Annotated in this window: 17 protein-coding genes; 12 read left to right on the top strand and 5 right to left on the bottom strand. The window is 69.5% G+C overall.

From position 1 onward, the window contains the following. Positions 1 to 6 precede the first annotated feature (6 nt). From E1287_RS23665 to E1287_RS23655, 3 genes are read right to left on the bottom strand one after another with little or no spacing between them, the layout of a single operon-like run. Positions 7 to 765, bottom strand: a complete 759-nt coding sequence (locus tag E1287_RS23665) for an enoyl-CoA hydratase/isomerase family protein (protein WP_131967243.1) — start codon at positions 763 to 765, stop codon at positions 7 to 9. 22 nt (positions 766 to 787) lie between these two features. Then, positions 788 to 2020: an acyl-CoA dehydrogenase family protein gene (locus E1287_RS23660; RefSeq protein WP_131967242.1), complete on the bottom strand. Its 1233-nt coding sequence runs from the start codon at positions 2018 to 2020 to the stop codon at positions 788 to 790. After that, entirely contained in the window at positions 2017 to 3615 is a 1599-nt protein-coding gene (locus E1287_RS23655) for an AMP-binding protein (RefSeq protein ID WP_131967241.1), read from the bottom strand. The genes E1287_RS23660 and E1287_RS23655 overlap by 4 nt, the downstream gene beginning before the upstream one ends. Before the next feature lie 337 nt (positions 3616 to 3952). On the opposite strand from E1287_RS23655, the gene E1287_RS23650 reads away from it, so the two are divergent. Beyond that, entirely contained in the window at positions 3953 to 4750 is a 798-nt protein-coding gene (locus tag E1287_RS23650) for a phytanoyl-CoA dioxygenase family protein (protein WP_131967240.1), read from the top strand. 27 nt (positions 4751 to 4777) lie between these two features. Here the strand turns inward: E1287_RS23650 and E1287_RS23645 are convergent, their stop codons facing one another. Next, complete coding sequence (locus E1287_RS23645) at positions 4778 to 5305, bottom strand: TetR/AcrR family transcriptional regulator C-terminal domain-containing protein (RefSeq protein WP_243719369.1); 528 nt, start codon at positions 5303 to 5305, stop codon at positions 4778 to 4780. Between the two features lie 28 nt (positions 5306 to 5333). On the opposite strand from E1287_RS23645, the gene E1287_RS23640 reads away from it, so the two are divergent. The 11 genes from E1287_RS23640 to E1287_RS23590 all read left to right on the top strand — a co-directional run bounded on the left by E1287_RS23640 (position 5334) and on the right by E1287_RS23590 (position 13589). Beyond that, on the top strand, positions 5334 to 5852 hold the full coding sequence (locus E1287_RS23640) for a hypothetical protein (RefSeq protein ID WP_131967238.1): 519 nt from the start codon (positions 5334 to 5336) through the stop codon (positions 5850 to 5852). A 56-nt stretch (positions 5853 to 5908) separates the two neighbouring features. Next, entirely contained in the window at positions 5909 to 6856 is a 948-nt protein-coding gene (locus E1287_RS23635; RefSeq protein WP_131967237.1) for a fumarylacetoacetate hydrolase family protein, read from the top strand. Between the two features lie 54 nt (positions 6857 to 6910). Beyond that, complete coding sequence (locus tag E1287_RS23630; RefSeq protein WP_131967236.1) at positions 6911 to 7954, top strand: ABC transporter substrate-binding protein; 1044 nt, start codon at positions 6911 to 6913, stop codon at positions 7952 to 7954. Between the two features lie 61 nt (positions 7955 to 8015). After that, complete coding sequence (locus tag E1287_RS23625) at positions 8016 to 8558, top strand: VOC family protein (protein ID WP_131967235.1); 543 nt, start codon at positions 8016 to 8018, stop codon at positions 8556 to 8558. Then, complete coding sequence (locus E1287_RS23620; protein WP_131967234.1) at positions 8555 to 9313, top strand: ABC transporter permease; 759 nt, start codon at positions 8555 to 8557, stop codon at positions 9311 to 9313. Before E1287_RS23625 ends, E1287_RS23620 begins: the two co-directional genes overlap by 4 nt. A gap of 22 nt (positions 9314 to 9335) precedes the next feature. Continuing rightward, positions 9336 to 9737 carry a VOC family protein gene (locus tag E1287_RS23615; RefSeq protein WP_165969153.1) on the top strand — a complete coding sequence of 134 codons (402 nt, stop codon included), beginning with the start codon at positions 9336 to 9338 and terminating at the stop codon, positions 9735 to 9737. Then, positions 9734 to 10555 carry an ABC transporter ATP-binding protein gene (locus tag E1287_RS23610; RefSeq protein ID WP_131967232.1) on the top strand — a complete coding sequence of 274 codons (822 nt, stop codon included), beginning with the start codon at positions 9734 to 9736 and terminating at the stop codon, positions 10553 to 10555. The genes E1287_RS23615 and E1287_RS23610 overlap by 4 nt, the downstream gene beginning before the upstream one ends. 20 nt (positions 10556 to 10575) lie before the next feature. Further along, positions 10576 to 11502: a 4-hydroxy-tetrahydrodipicolinate synthase gene (gene dapA, locus E1287_RS23605; RefSeq protein WP_165969152.1), complete on the top strand. Its 927-nt coding sequence runs from the start codon at positions 10576 to 10578 to the stop codon at positions 11500 to 11502. Beyond that, positions 11503 to 12126: a malonic semialdehyde reductase gene (locus E1287_RS23600; protein WP_131967231.1), complete on the top strand. Its 624-nt coding sequence runs from the start codon at positions 11503 to 11505 to the stop codon at positions 12124 to 12126. Positions 12127 to 12153: 27 nt separating this feature from the next. After that, on the top strand, positions 12154 to 12816 hold the full coding sequence (locus E1287_RS23595; RefSeq protein WP_131967230.1) for a GntR family transcriptional regulator: 663 nt from the start codon (positions 12154 to 12156) through the stop codon (positions 12814 to 12816). Then, positions 12813 to 13589 carry an alpha/beta hydrolase gene (locus E1287_RS23590; protein ID WP_131967229.1) on the top strand — a complete coding sequence of 259 codons (777 nt, stop codon included), beginning with the start codon at positions 12813 to 12815 and terminating at the stop codon, positions 13587 to 13589. Before E1287_RS23595 ends, E1287_RS23590 begins: the two co-directional genes overlap by 4 nt. Here E1287_RS23590 and E1287_RS23585 read toward each other — a convergent pair. Further along, the gene (locus E1287_RS23585; protein ID WP_131967228.1) at positions 13586 to 14932 is read right to left on the bottom strand and encodes a hypothetical protein; all 1347 of its coding nucleotides are present in this window, start codon (positions 14930 to 14932) and stop codon (positions 13586 to 13588) included. The genes E1287_RS23590 and E1287_RS23585 overlap by 4 nt on opposite strands. Position 14933 lies beyond the last annotated feature (1 nt).

Genomic DNA, 14933 nt, shown 5'->3' with positions numbered 1-14933 from the left:
GTCCTCCTAGCTCGGGTGCGGCTCGATCCAGTCGTAGCCGTAGCTGACCAGTTCCTTGACGAGGCGCAGGTTATAGCGGTTCATCGCCGCGATCCGCTCGGCCAGCTCGCCGACCCGCTTGTCGAACTCGTCCGCCGGATACACGTCGTTGACCAGCCCCAGCTTGAACGCGCGGTCGGCGTCGATGCGGGCGCCGGTGAACAGGAGCTCCTTCGCGCGGGCCTTGCCGATGCGCTCCGGCAGCCGCTTCACGCCGCCCCAGCCGGGCGCGGAGCCGCCGAACTCGGGCTGGTCGGGGTCGCCGTCCTCGGTCATCTTCGGCCGGTACGGCGGGCGGGCCGAGAGTGTGATCTCCACCAGGCCGACCTTCGCGTTGTCGGACGCGACGATGAAGTCGGCCGCGAGCGCCAGTTCCAGGCCGCCGCCGACCGCGTAGCCGTGCACGGCCGCGATCACCGGGACCGACAGGCGCTCCATCATCGCGAACGTCTTCTCGCCGAGCCGTCCCTGCTCGATCCGTTCGCGCGGCGTGAGCTTCTCCGACCAGCCGAGGTCCATCCCGGCGCAGAACGCGCGTTCGCCGGCGCCGCGCAGCACCACCACGCAGACGTCCTCGTCATCGTCGACGCGGGTGAAGATGTCGCGCAGCTCGGTCATCGTCGTCGGCGTCAGCGCGTTGAGCTTCTCCGGCCGGTTCAGCGTCAGCCAGGCCACTCGTTCTTCGATCCGCAGATCGACGGTTTCGTAGGCGTTCTCGTCGGGCATGCGTGCTCGCTCCTCCTGGTGATCAGCTGCGGGGCAGGTTCAGGCCCCGGGTGGCGATGACATTCCGCTGGATCTCGGTGGTGCCGCCTAGGAAGGTGGACGCCACCGAGTCTCGGCGCATGTGGGTGAACGCGGCGTTCATGGGTGCGCCTTCGCGTTCCCAGAGCGCGGCGGACCTTCCGAACGCGCGTGCGCCAGTCCGGGCCAGGCGCTGGTGCAGTTCGGCGCCGAAAAGCTGGTTGATGGACGCCTCGAAGTCTGGCTCGTCGCCCGCGGCCTGGCGCGACACGGTGTAGCGGGCCAGGTTGTAGAGCACGCGGATCTCCGTCTGGCGGCGGGCTATCTCCTGGCGGAGGGCGGGGCTTCGGCGGGCGAAGCGTTGCCCGTCCGGGGAGCGCAGGTAGGCGACCAGCTCGGCGAGGGCCTGCTCGTACTTGATCGTCGCGCCGATCCCGGCCCGCTCGAAGCCGAGCGCCGACATCGCCACGTACCAGCCGCGGTTCTCCTCCCCGACCCGGTTCGCCACCGGCACCCGGACGCCCTCGAAGAAGATCTCGCAGAACGGCACCGCGCCGCGGATGTCGGTGATGGGACGGATCGTCACGCCGGGCGCATTCGCCTCGATGAGGAGGAATGTGATGCCGCGATGCGGGCGGTCTGCGTCGGGGTCGGTGCGGACGAGCACGAACAGCCAGTCGGCGTATTGGCCTAGGGACGTCCATACCTTCTGGCCGTCGACTATGTAGTCGTCGCCGTCGCGGACGGCTCGGGTGCGCAGGGACGCCAGGTCGGAGCCGGAGCCCGGTTCGGAGAACCCTTGCGCCCAGGTCGCCTCGCCCTTTGCGATGGGCGGGAGATGCGCGGCCTTCTGCTCGTCCGTGCCATGCACCAGGAGGGTGGGGCCCAGGAGGAACGCGCCGATGCCGTTCACGGTCGGCACCCGCGCCCGCATCATCTCCTCGTGCAGGACGAACTCCTCCAGCGCCGACAGGCCCGCGCCGCCGTACTCCTTCGGCCAATGCGGTGCGATCCATCCGCGTTCGGCTAGGGCTTCGGCCCAGACGCGGGCGCCCTCGCGGCGGCCCTCGTCGTCGGCGACGCGGTCGACGGGCCAGTTGTAGCCCGCGACGTCCTCCGGCTCCAGGCTCTGCTCCTCGTCCCCGGCCGGACGGTACGACTCGGGAAACCGCTCCTGGACGAAGGCTCGCACCTCCTCGCGGAACGCGGCCTCCTCTGGCGTGTCGTCCCAGTTCACCGTCCGTCCGCCTCCCGGTCCCAGGTCGTGTCGGTGATGCCGCGCTCGCCCTCGGCCCGCAGCTTGTACTTGGCGACCTTGTCGGTCGGGGTGCGCGGCAGCGCCTCCACGAACTCGACGTAGCGGGGCACCATCGAGCGCGGCAGCCGCTCCTCGCAGTAGGCGATCAGCTCGGCCGGGTCCATGCCGGTATCGGGTTGCACCACGATCGACACCTTGATGTCCTCGTCCTCCAGTTCCGAGGGCACGCCGATCGCGGCGCACTCCAGGACCGCCGGATGCTGGTTGATCTCCGTCTCCAGGTCGAAGGCGGAGATGTTCTCACCCCGCCGGCGGATGGCGTCCTTCATCCGATCGAGGAAGAAGAAATACCCGTCGTCATCGCGCCATACCCGATCTCCAGTGTGGAACCACATGTTCCGGAAGCAGTGCGTGGTCGCTTCCCAGTTCCCGTAGTAGCCGGTCGTGAGGACGAACGGCTGCTTCGGCCGCAGCACCAGCTCGCCCGGCTCCCCCGGGCCGAGCTCGCGGTCGTGCTCGTCCACCACGGCGACCTGGAAGCGCTCCTCGTGGGCCTGCCCGCACGACCCGACCCGCCACTCCCCGTACGGGCTGCCCGTCGCGATCCCGGCCTCGGTGCTGGTGTAGGTCTCCACCGACCGGACGCCGAACCGCTCCCGCATCGGCTCGTCCAGGTTCGACTTGCCCATGTAGAACGTCTCCAGCCGGTGGTCCTTGTCGCGGGACGTCGGCGGCCGGTTCAGCAGGATCGGGATCATGGAGAACACGCTCATGCAGACCTGGGCGTCGAAGCGGCGCACGTCGTCCCAGAACTTCGACGCGCTGAACCGCTCCACGATCGCGATCGAGCCGCCGCCGAGCAGCGCGGACAGCATGCCGTCCCACAGCGCCGCCGCGTGGAACAGCGGCAGCGGGCAGTAGATCGTCTTGCCCCAGCGGTCGAGGAAGTCGAGCGAGTCGTAGGCGCAGGTCAGCGCCAGGGCGTGGGGCACCATCGCGCCCTTGGATGGGCCCGTCGTCCCGGACGTGTACATGATCGCCTGCATGTCCGCGAACCCGACCGGGACCTCGACGCGCCCGTCGCCGCGGCCGTCGTCCGGCAGGCTCGCCAGGTCCCGCGCGGGCTTGCCCAGGTGTTCGAGCAGCACCCCGCTCGCGGCGGCGTCCCGCACGATCACGCCGCCCAGCTTCGGCAGCCGCTCCGCCACCTCGGTGATCCGCTCCGCGTACGGCCCGTCGATGATCAGCCACTGGGAGTCGGAGCTGTCCAGCACGTGCCGCAGCAGCTCGCCCCGGTACGCGATGTTGATCGGCACGGCCACCGCGCCGAGCCGCGCCAGGGCGAAGATCAGCTGGACGAAGTCGGCGCAGTTGGGCAGCATCAGCCCGACGTGGTCGCCGCGCCCGATCCCGGCACCGGCGAGCGCGCGAGCCATCCGGTCGGCGGCGGCGTCCACCTCGCCGTAGGTGATCTCGCCGTCCCGGAACTTGAGAAACGTCTGTCGTCGGTGGATCTGCGCCTGTGACCGGAGAACGTCCCCGAGGACGAAACTCTCCAGCGTCTCCTTCCGCATCTGACCTCCGCTGTCGCCGCGTGCTCTCGTCGTGGGCGGTGTGTGCGTCGTGGGCGGTGTGCGTCGTGGTGGTGTGCGTCGTGGGTGGCAGGGGGCTGGCTGGTGGCTGGCCGCAACCGGACATCGCCCTCAATAGATGAACACGAAACGTCATACCCGGCAACAGCGGCGAAAGTTAACAAGGGCGTTCTGCAGGGAATCTACTGGGACAGCAGTCGATCACTGTGACAAGAACCACACCCCGCCGGGGCCCTTATTTCGGACGGCTGACCCTCGTCCGCCACCCCGGCCGTTAATGGGTGGCAGCACCGTCATCATCGCGGTCATCGTTGGGGTCATGCAGGTCGATTCGTTCATCGAGGACGGCTTCGTCCACCTCAAGGAAGCGTTCCCCCGGAGGCTCGCGGACGGCTGCCGCGCGATCATCTGGCGCGACCTGAGCGCCGACCTCGGCGCCGAGCCCGACGACCCGTCCACCTGGCCGCGCCCGGTCGCCGCCCGCCCCGACTACGCGGACGCGCCCTTCGCGGCCGCCGCCAACACCCCGCGCCTGCACGCCGCGTTCGACGCTCTCGTCGGGAAGGGCCGCTGGACGCCGCGCCGCAGCCTCGGCGGTTTCGTGATCCGCTTCCCCGCCGACGAGCCGTCGGTCGTCGACGGATGGCACGTCGACGTCAGCTTTCCCGGCCCCGGCTCGTCCCCGGACGACTACCTGACCTGGCGCGCGAACGTCGCGTCCAGAGACCGCGCCCTGCTGATGTTCTTCCTGCTCTCCGACGTCGGCCCTGATGACGCCCCGACCCGGCTCCGCGTCGGCTCCCATCGGCACGTGGCCCGCGTCCTCGAACCCGAGGGCGAGGACGGCCTGGACGCACGAGAACTGGCCCGGCGCGCGGACGCCGCCACCGGGCATCTCCCGACCGCTCTCGCCACCGGCCGCGCAGGCGACGTCTACCTATGCCACCCATTCCTGGTGCACGCCGGCCAGCCCAACCGCGGGACGACTCCGCGCTTTCTCGCCCAACCGAAACTCAGCCCGTCCGAGCCATTCCGCGTTAACCTCCCGGCCGAGGCGTCAACCCCGGTGGAAACCGCGATCATCCAAGCGCTCGAACACCGCCGAGATGGCCTCTGACCAGGGCTCGGATCCGGCACGCCGTGGCTAAACGACGTTTCGCTCCAGGCCGTCGAGGAGGGCTTGGAGGCCGAATTCAAAGGTTTCTGCGGGGGCGGCGGCGTAGTCGGCCGCCGCTGCGGTGTCCAAGCGCGCGCGCAGGCGTGGGTAATTCATGGCGATCTCCTGCGCTTTTGTCATGGCGTCGTTGAGTTGCTCTTCGGCTTTGGCGCCGTCGCGGGCGAGTCTCCGGGCGTGTGAAGCGGACGCGGCGGCCCCGGCCGCGTTGCCCAGCACGTAGGTGAACACGGCGGCGGCGGCCTGGTCGGCCCGGGCCCCGGTGAAGCCCGCGGCCTCGTAGACGGCCAGATGGTGATCGTCGTGCCGGGCCTTGCCCTCCCCGTAGACGACGTGCGCCGCGAACGCCTGGACCAGCCAGGGGTGCCGGGTGAACATCCCGTACAGGTCGGCGGCCATGGCGGTGGCGGCGGCGCGCCAGCCGACCGCCGCCGGATCCGGAAGGGCCAGCTCGCCCCACACCCGGTCGGTGGCCAGCAGGACGGCTCGACCGAGCACTTGAACTATGTACAAGTCAGGAGAGACCATGAACGCCCTCGCCGCCGCCATGCAGCTGCTCGTCGCCGTCGCCTTCGTCAGCATCCCGGTCGTCCGGCACCGCTTCGGGCCCGCCGCGAAGGCCGCCGCCGTGGCCGAGCTCCGGCGCCAGAACGTCCGTCCGGAGGTCCTGGACGAGAACGGGCTCCGCTTCGACGCGGGCGGCCACGAGACCGCCGCGCCCGCGGCCGTCGCCGCGATCATGACCGCCGTCGCCGCCCTCAACCTCGCCGGCGCCGACCTGGCCCGGCCGCTGACCTGGATCTTCTCGTCCATGGTCATCCTCATGAACCTCGGGATCGTCTACAGCAACCTGACCGCCGTGAAGTCGGTGGAGGCCGCCTTCCGCCGCAAGGACGACCCGGAGCTGGCCCGCGTCGAGGTCGCACCCTTCCTCAAGGCCGCCGAGAACGCCTTCCCCGGCTGGGTGCGCGCGCAGACGTACGTCCGCAACACGACGGTCTTCGCCGGATCCGCCGTCGCCCTCCTCGCCGTGACCCTCGGTTGAGAAATCCCATGTGACCTATTGCACGCTCAGAGAGCCACATGTATACATACTGAGCTATGAGCACACGAAATGAAGCGGATGTGGACTGGTTCGCGCTCGCCTCGTACCGTTCCGGGGCGGACAGCACGGTCCGTCCCGCGCTGGTCCTCGACCACGGGCGGATCTACGACCTGGCCGCAACGCGGGACGCCCTCGGCCACGGCCGCGACTCCCTCGCCGGCTCCGTGGCCGACCTGCTGGCCGACTGGCCGCGGACCCTCGACGCGCTCCGCTCCCTGGCCGCCGCCGCCCACGCCCGTCCGGACGCGCTGACCGAGGTCCCCGGCGGCGCGGACGTGCTGGCCGAGCCCTACCGTCCGGCCCGGATCTTCGCCGCGACCTCCAACTACGTCGACCATGCCGACGAGATGGGCACGGTGCTGGCGGCGAAGGCCAACAGCCAGCCGTACGTGTTCATGAAGGCCGACTCCAGCGTCATCGGCCCCGGCGAGACCGTGGTGATGCCGGAAGCGTCCGAGCAGGTCGACTGGGAGGTCGAGCTCGCCGCCGTGATCGGCGGGGGCGGCCGGAACATCCCGGTGGACGAGGCCCTCGACCACGTCGTCGCGTACACGATCATCAACGACGTCTCGGCCCGCGACCTCAACATGCGGGACGACTTCCCCTTCAAGTTCGACTGGTTCCGCGGCAAGTGCTTCGACACCTTCGCGCCCCTCGGCCCCTGGCTGGTGCCCGCCGGCTGCATGCCGGACCCGCAGTCGCTGGCCCTGCGGCTGGCCGTCAACGGCGAGGTCATGCAGGACGCCAAGGCCAGCGAAATGATCTTCACCATCGCGGAGCAGATCGCGTACCTGTCCGGGATCCTCACGCTGCGGCCGGGCGACCTCATCGCCACCGGCACCCCCGACGGCGTGGGCATGGGACGGGGCGTCTACCTCAAGAGCGGCGACGTGATGCGCGCCGAGATCGAGGCCATCGGGGCCCTGGAGAACCCGGTCCGCTGACCGGTCATCGGGGGGTGGTGCTTTCTTCCTTCGTCCATTCCTGTGGGAGTCCCCATGAAAAAAGCAGACCGGCGTCCGGCCGGCTCGCGCCGCATCGCGATCGCGGTACCGCTCATCGCGGCGCTGATCGCGACGCTGGCCGGGTGCGGCTCGAACGGCGAGGCGGGGTCCGGCAAGCCGCTCCGCAAGATCACCTTCAATCTGGCGTACTTCCCGCAGGGCAGCACCGGCGGCGTGTTCGCCGCTATCGACCAGGGCTTCTACGAGGCCGAGGGGCTCAAGGTCGAGCCCGTCCGCGGGTACGGGGGCACCCGCACGGTCAACGAGATCGACCAGGGCAAGTGGGACTTCGGCTACGGCGACCCGGTCAGCGTCATCCTCAACCGGGCGGCCGGCGGGAAGGCCACCATGGTCGGCGCGCTCAACACCGTGTGGCCGGGCGGGCTGTGCTACGACGCCGGCAAGCACCAGATCAACACCCTGCAGGACCTCAAGGGCCTCGTGCTCGGCGGCGGCGCGACGTCCCCGATCCAGAGCCTTCTGCCGGTGTGGCTGGAGGCGAACGGCCTCCCCCGCGACCACATCAAGCTGCTCAAGATGGACCCGGCCGTCGTGGACACCTCGTTCATCCAGGGCAAGACCGACCTGGACGACTGCTGGGCCGCCAGCAACCGCGCCAACGTCCTGAAGCTGGCCGAGCAGGCCGGCAAGAACATCAAGTGGATCGAGTACCGCGACCACAAGCTCGACATGTACGGCAACGGGATCGTCACGTCCGCCCAGCGGATCCAGCAGGACCCGGCGCTGGTGAAGGCGTTCCTGCGCGCCACGTACAAGGGCTACGCGTACATGCGCGAGAACCCCGACAAGGTCGCCGAGTACATCGCGTCGAAGAACCCGCAGCTCGACCCGAAGGTCCTGACGCAGCAGGCCACCGACATGAACAAGCTGATCAACGACCCGCGCACCGCGTCCCAGGGCCCCGGCTGGTTCGACGCGGCCCGGATGAAGTCGACCGTCGAGACCATCCGGCGCGCCTTCGGGGTGGAGCGGGAGATCGCGCCCTCCGACGTCTACACCAACGACCACCTCAAGTGAGCCCGTCAGACCCTGCCCATCAGACCCTGCCCCGTCAGACCCCGCGAGGAAGGTGACCGCGATGCCGGCCGCACGTCCAAGAAAGCTCGGCCACCTGGTGCTCCAGGTGCGCGACATCCACAAGTCCGTCGAGTTCTACACCGAGATCGTCGGGCTCACCGTGTCCGACTGGATCGCCGACCAGATGGTGTTCCTGCGCTGCGGGCCCGACCACCACGACCTGGGCCTCGCCCAGCTTCCCCCGGAAGAGGCCGCGCTGGCGCCGCGGCAGGTCGGTGAGCGCGCCGGGCTGGAGCACTTCTCCTACGAGGTCGGCGGGCTGGAGGAGCTGGAGGCCGCCGCCGACTTCCTCGCCGAGCGGGACGTGGAGATCGTCCGCGGCATCGGCAAGCACGGGCCCGGCGAGAACCTGTTCCTCGTCTTCCTCGACCCGGACGGCAACTACGTCGAGTTCTACGCCGACATGGTGAAGGTCGACGCCGACCACCCGCACACGGCGCAGGTGTGGGACGACACGGTCGAGGCGTACGACCAGTGGCGCTTCGAGCGCTTCCGCGTCCCGGCCCCGGCCCTCTATGAGGAGAAGGCGGAGGGCCGCCCATGATCCGCCGCGCGCTCAGGGTGGCGGAGCCGCTGCTGCTGGTGGCCGTCATCCTGGCCGCATGGGAGTTCCTCCCTGGCGCGCTGAACATCAAGGCCTACCTGCTGCCCGCATTCAGCGACGTGCTGTCGGCCGGGTGGACGGCCCGGTCCAGCCTGACCGACTACCTGTGGATCACGTCCAGGGAGGTGCTGCTCGGCTTCCTGCTCGCGGCGGCCGGCGGGCTGCTCCTGGCGGTGCTGATCTACGGGTCGGGCTTCCTGCGCCGCACGCTCTACCCGCTCCTGGTCGCCCTCCAGGGGCTGCCCAAGGTGGCGCTGGCGCCGCTGTTCGTCATCTGGTTCGGGTACGGGCTCGGCTCGAAGGTGCTGATGGCCTTCCTGTTCGCGCTGTTCCCGGTGGCCATCTCCACGCTCGGCGGGCTGGCGGGAACCCCGGCCCACCTGGAGGAGCACTTCCGGGCGCTGCGCGCGTCCCGGTGGGCGACGTTCGCGCAGCTGCGCGTCCCGTACGCGCTGCCCGCGGTGATCGACGGCTGCAAGGTCGCGATGCCGCTCGCGGTGATCGGGGCGATCGTCGGCGAGTTCGTCGGCGCGGACGAGGGGCTCGGGATGCTGATCCAGTCGGCCGCGTCCAGCAACCGCACCGACCTGGTGTTCGCCTCCCTGCTGCTGGTCACCGTCCTTTCCTTCGTCCTGTACGGCGTCATCGAGCTGCTCGGCCGCCTGGTGTGGTGGCGGGGCCGAGCGGCCGCCTGAAATCTGATTGGAGCTGATCCCCGTGGCCAAGCTGCGGCACATCGCGATCGCGGTCAACGACCTGGAGTCCGCGTCGAAGTTCTACCAAGAGACGTTCGAGATGGAAGTCGCCGGCGAGACCGAGTCGCCGATCGCGTCCGGCGTCTACCTGACCGACGGCACGGTCTGCCTGGCGCTGCTGAACTACAAGACCGACGAGGCCGCCGGGCTGGAGCGCGGCAAGGAGTACGTCGGCGTCCACCACTTCGGCTTCTGGTGCGACGACCTCGACGAGCAGGGGAAGCTGATCGAGGCCAACGGCGGACGGTTCTTCATGGACCTCCCGCTGGCCAAGGACTCCCTCTACTACGAGGCCAAGTACCGCGACCCGGACGGCGTGATCTTCGACATCTCCGAGAACGGCTGGGTGGGAGCGGCCAAATGACCCGGTCCACCCGGCGGGTCATGGAGCCCCCAGGCGCGGAGGCGGCGGACGGCGCGTCGGCCGCCGTCCGGCTGGCGGGGGCGTCCAAGACCTTCCGGGGCCGCGAGGACGTGCGCGCCCTCGACCCGATCGACCTGACCGTCCCGGCCGGGGAGTTCGTCGCGATCGTCGGGCCGAGCGGCTGCGGCAAGAGCACGCTGCTGCGCATCGTGGCCGGGCTGGTCGACGCCGACGCGGGCGGACGGGTCGAGGTGCAGGGCCGTCCGGTCGACGGCACGACCCCGCCCGACCTCGGCGTCGTCTTCCAGACGCACAACCTCCTCCCGTGGCGGACGGTCGAGGCGAACGTCGGGCTGGGTGCCCGGCTCGCCGGGATCCCCAAGGCGGAGATCGCCCGCCGGGTGCCGCCCATGCTGGAGATGCTCGGCCTGTCCGGGTTCGCCGGCAAGCACCCGCACGAGCTGTCGGGCGGCATGCGCCAGCGTGCCGCGCTGGGCCAGGCGCTGGTCTGCCGCCCGGACATCCTGCTGCTGGACGAGCCGTTCGGCGCCCTCGACGCGCTGACCCGCGACCGGCTCAACGTCGAGCTGCTGAAGATCTGGCAGGAGCTGCGGCAGACCGTGCTGCTGGTCACGCACAGCATCGCCGAGGCGGTGTTCCTGGCCGACCGGATCATCGTCATGTCCCAGCGTCCCGGGACCGTGGTCGAGGACCTGCGGGTGAACATCCCGCGGCCCCGCGACCCGGCGACCACCCGGGCGCTCCCCGAATTCACCGAGACCGCTCAACGGCTGAGCCGCCTGATGGGCGTCACGTAGCCGTGCAGGAGGAACGACCTTTGAAGCAACAGGCGCGCGAGAAGTTCCACGGCGTGGTCACCGCCACGCCGACCACCTTCGACAAGGGCGGCGACCTCGACGAGGGCCGATTCCGCGAGCTCGTGGAGGGCTATGTCGCGGCGGGCGTGCACGGCATCTCCGTGGCCGGAAGCCAGGGCGAGTTCTACGTCCTGGACACGGCCGAGCGGCTGCGGCTGATGGAGATCACCGTCGAGACGGTCGCCGGACGGGTCCCGGTGTACGCGGGCACCGGGACGGTCTCCACGCGGGAGTCGATCGCGCTGACCCGGGCGGCCGAGTCCATCGGCGTGGACGTGGCGATGGTGATCACCCCGTACTTCCTGTCGCCGTCCGGCCGGGAGCTGTCGGAGCACTTCCGGACGGTCGCCGCCGCCACCGCGCTGCCCGTGCTGCTCTACAACAATCCGCCGCGCACCGGCGTCAACGTGACCCCCGACGTCTACGCGGACTGCGCCCGCTCCGGCAACATCATCGGGGTCAAGGACAGCAGCGGCGACCTCAGCCAGGCCGTGGAGTACCTGCTCGCCGATTCGGGCTGCCGGCTCTTCTCCGGCCGCGACACCATCACCATGGCGCTGCTCGCGCACGGCGGAGCGGGCGCGATCTCACCTGCGGCGAACGTGTTCCCGCAGCTCGTGTGCCGGATGTACGACGCCGTCCGCGCGGACGACCTGGCCACCGCGCGCCGGATCAACGACGCGCTGGCCCCGCTGCGCCGGGCCTGGGGACTGGGCTCGTTCCCGGTGGTCATCAAGGAGGCAATGGCGGCGGTGGGCCTGGACCCTGGTCCGGCACGCGCCCCGATCTCACCACTGCCGCCCGAGCGGCGGGCACAGCTCAACGCCGTGGTGGAGGAGATCAGGGAATTCGAGCGCGGCGCCGTCCCGGCGATAAGCGGGGCGTGAATGGCGGAGGTGATGAACGCGTCCTCGCCGAGCGCTCTCGCGGATCATGTGCTGGAGCGCCTGTTCACCGGGGCCAGGACGGCGAACCGGTTCGTGGCGCGTCCCGTCCCCGACCGCCTGCTGCGCGAACTGTACGACCTGGTGAAATTCGGCCCGACCGCAAGCAATCTATGTCCGGCCCGATTCACCTTTGTGCGGGGACCCGAGGCCAAGGAACGGTTGCTTCGCGCGCTCGATCCGGGGAACGTGGAGCGCACGAAGGAGGCGCCGGTCACCGTGATCGTCGGCTGGGCCGAGGACTTTCATCTCCGGGGTCCCGAACTCTTCCCCGGACGGCCCGATCTCGTCGCCGTCCACGCCGGGGACGAGCGGAAGGAGGCCCGGCGGGAGGTCGCATTCCGGAACTCCAGCCTGCAGGGAGCGTATATGATCATTGCCGCCCGGGCGCTGGGCCTTGATTGCGGGCCGATGTCGGGTTTCGACCCAGAAGTAATCGAAAGGGATTTCTTTCCCGACCGGAAGACGCGGGTCAACTTCCTGTGCAACCTCGGCTATGCCGATCGCGCCGCGCAGTTCCCGAGGCTTCCCCGGCTGCCGTTCGACGAAGCCTGCGCGCTTCTGTAGCCCGGGAATTCGACATCGATATGGAGGATGGTCCACATCGCTGGGACTAGGTCGGAGGAAATCCGGCAGCGGATCGCGGAGGACATCGTCTCCGGCCGGCTCAGACCGGGGCAGCGGCTGGAGGAACTGCAGCTCGCCGATCAGTTCAACGTGTCCCGCACGCCGGTGCGCGACGCGCTGCGCGAGCTCAGCGGCACTGGGCTGGTCGAGATCCGCCCCAACCGGGGCACCTGGGTCGCCGAGATCGACTCCGACCAGCTGGAGGAGCTCTTCGAGGCGTTCGCCGAGATCGAGGCGCTGTGCGCGCGGCTGTGCGCGGTACGGCTCACGGTGATCGACCGGCGGCGGCTGGAGCTGCTCCACGAGGAGTCGGAGTCGTACGTCACCGCGGGCGACCACGAAGGCTACGCGCGGCTGAACGAGCAGATCCACAACGCGATCTACCAGGGCAGCCGCAACCACGCCCTGTACGAGATCGTGCGCGGGCTGCGGCACCGCACGGCGCCGTTCCGGGTGCCGCAGTTCTACATCACGAACGACCGGATGAAGAACTCCTACGCCGAGCACGGGGCGCTGCTGGCGGCCATCGTCCAGGAGGACGCGCAGGCCGCCTACGCCGCCATGTACTCGCACATCGCCAACTCGTCGGTCAACGTCATCGGCTTCCTGCGCGAAAGCCTCCACAAGTGAGCGACGAGCCGTTCACGTACGTCCGGACGGGGCCTCCCGGTGCCCCTGCCGTGGTGTGCCTGCACGGCATCGGCTCCAACGCGGACGCGTTCCGCGACGTCCTCGACCTGCTGGCCCCCACCCACCAGGGGATCGCCCCGAACCTGCCCGGCTACGGCGGCTCGGCCCCACTAACCACCGCCCACCCGACAGTCACCGACTACGCCACCGCCCTGGTCGCCTTCCTAGACCGCCTAGCCCTCCCGAGCTGGCACTTGGTGGGCAGTTCCCTGGGCGCTCTGATAGTCGCCGCAATGGCCGCCGCCCACCCCGCCCGGGTCGAGTCCCTACTCCTGGCCGCCCCGGCTACCGGCGCGGGCCGAACACCACAAACCCGCCAAGCGGAACTGACCGCCCGCGCCGACCTGATAGCCCTGGGCCCCGAACGCATGGCGGAGACCCGAGCCCCCCACCTGATCGCAGGCAACGCGCCGGGCCCCCTCAATGCGGCCAAGGAGGCAACCCGAGCCCTGGACCCGGCCGCCTACATGCAAGCCGCCCACGCCCTGGCTAGCGGCGACATCCTCACCTACACCCCCCACATCCAAGCCCGCACCCTGGTCGTCTGCGGCACAGCCGACAAGGTGGCCCCAGCCGAACACCACGCCCGCCCAATCTCCGAATCCCTACCCCGTTCGGAACTAGTCCTGCTCCCAGACCTGGGCCACGTGATCGAGCTGGAGTCCCCCAAGGCCCTGGCCAACCTGATAACCCGCCACACCGGGCCGTCTTAGTCGTCTCGTTCAGGCAGGTCGCCGTCAGTATTGCTCTGCTCAGCGACCTTTTCGTTGTGGGCTACGTCGGCCGGCTCCTCAGTCTCGCCGTCGCCGTCGGCGTCTTCATCGTCATCGAGCAGGCTGCGAAGACCCCGTAGGAGGCGGGCGGCGAGGAGGACGGCAATGGCCGGCACCCATCCGAGAAGAGCCGCGTACGCGGCGGCGCCGGGCAGCTCCGCGACGAATTCTCTCGCCAGGATATTGATCCCTCGTTCCCCACCGGGGGCCACGGGCGTCACGATGCTGATCAGTGTGTTCATCTCCGCGGTGGCCACTGCGGCGAGGATCGCCGCCCAGATGGCCGCGTGCCAGCCCTTGGCGAAAGCGATCAACCCGGGCGAGGCGGCAACCGTATCGGGACTTGTCAGCGGCAGCGCCGGAGGATACTGAGCTGACGACGGCCGCTTTTTGTCACCGTATTCTCCGAGTCTCGTCATCAGCAGCCCGAAAACCATCACCAGGTACATCGTCAACGCGACGGTGGGCACCGTCGCTTGAAGCCCGGTAGAGCCGTCGTCCTGATTATGGGTCGGCCAGTGCAGATGAGAGACGAGCACCGCGAGGCGCCCATGCGCGGTCGGATAGTGTGATTCCTTGGAGTCACCTGCCTCGTCGATCGCGGCCGATCCTGCCACGAAGGCGACTGCGGCGGCAGCGAACATCGCGAAGGCCGGAACGAGGAGAACGGGCAGGCACCCGGTAAGGCGGGGCACCGGACGGTCACCGTTCGCGGCACCCGGGCTCACGACCTCCCCGCGGCGGTAAGCGAACCACGAAAAGATCGTCAGGACGATCCAGCATATGGCGCCGGAGAAAAGCCCCCAGTACGCTCCGCGTTCGACGGAGTAGACGGCGGCGAGTCGTAACAGCCCCCGTTCCTCGTCGGTGACGGACCCGTCGAATGCATCCGGTATGACCACGGCGAGTCCGGCGAGGGCTCCGACGGCCGGTCCGAATACCCACACCGCGGAGCGTTCGAATACCCAGCTGGGGCGGGAACCGAAAGCGGCCCTCCTTGCGAACCAGCGCACGACCCACAGGTGAAGAATCAAGAAGGCGAGGAGGCGGAGCAGTATCCCGATGCGCCAGTGCTCTGACGGCTGAGCCAGCTCCCAGTTCTCCTCCGCCCCCCAGGCCGAGAAAAGGAACACCTGGGCGGCCTGTTCGGCGAGCGACCCTCCGCCCTCGAAGTGCCACGTCAGCGCCCATTTCGCCGTCCACGGGTTGCCGAACGTCACGGCGAGGAGCAGGTCCGTAACCGCCACCACGACCAGTGGACGCGTGTATCGGCTCGTCGACATC

This window comes from Actinomadura sp. KC06, from assembly GCF_004348735.1.
Lineage (GTDB): Bacteria > Actinomycetota > Actinomycetes > Streptosporangiales > Streptosporangiaceae > Spirillospora.
This window is presented reverse-complemented; position numbering and strand designations above follow the sequence as displayed.

What these genes read in the sequence shown, in the direction of transcription:
- E1287_RS23665 (WP_131967243.1), bottom strand. Translation starts at nt 765, where the DNA reads ATGCCCGACGAGAACGCCTACGAAACCGTCGATCTGCGGATCGAAGAA.
- E1287_RS23655 (WP_131967241.1), bottom strand. Translation starts at nt 3,615, where the DNA reads ATGCGGAAGGAGACGCTGGAGAGTTTCGTCCTCGGGGACGTTCTCCGG.
- E1287_RS23650 (WP_131967240.1), top strand. Translation starts at nt 3,953, where the DNA reads ATGCAGGTCGATTCGTTCATCGAGGACGGCTTCGTCCACCTCAAGGAA.
- E1287_RS23640 (WP_131967238.1), top strand. Translation starts at nt 5,334, where the DNA reads ATGAACGCCCTCGCCGCCGCCATGCAGCTGCTCGTCGCCGTCGCCTTC.
- E1287_RS23635 (WP_131967237.1), top strand. Translation starts at nt 5,909, where the DNA reads ATGAGCACACGAAATGAAGCGGATGTGGACTGGTTCGCGCTCGCCTCG.
- E1287_RS23630 (WP_131967236.1), top strand. Translation starts at nt 6,911, where the DNA reads ATGAAAAAAGCAGACCGGCGTCCGGCCGGCTCGCGCCGCATCGCGATC.
- E1287_RS23625 (WP_131967235.1), top strand. Translation starts at nt 8,016, where the DNA reads ATGCCGGCCGCACGTCCAAGAAAGCTCGGCCACCTGGTGCTCCAGGTG.
- E1287_RS23620 (WP_131967234.1), top strand. Translation starts at nt 8,555, where the DNA reads ATGATCCGCCGCGCGCTCAGGGTGGCGGAGCCGCTGCTGCTGGTGGCC.
- E1287_RS23610 (WP_131967232.1), top strand. Translation starts at nt 9,734, where the DNA reads ATGACCCGGTCCACCCGGCGGGTCATGGAGCCCCCAGGCGCGGAGGCG.
- E1287_RS23600 (WP_131967231.1), top strand. Translation starts at nt 11,503, where the DNA reads ATGGCGGAGGTGATGAACGCGTCCTCGCCGAGCGCTCTCGCGGATCAT.
- E1287_RS23595 (WP_131967230.1), top strand. Translation starts at nt 12,154, where the DNA reads ATGGTCCACATCGCTGGGACTAGGTCGGAGGAAATCCGGCAGCGGATC.
- E1287_RS23585 (WP_131967228.1), bottom strand. Translation starts at nt 14,932, where the DNA reads ATGTCGACGAGCCGATACACGCGTCCACTGGTCGTGGTGGCGGTTACG.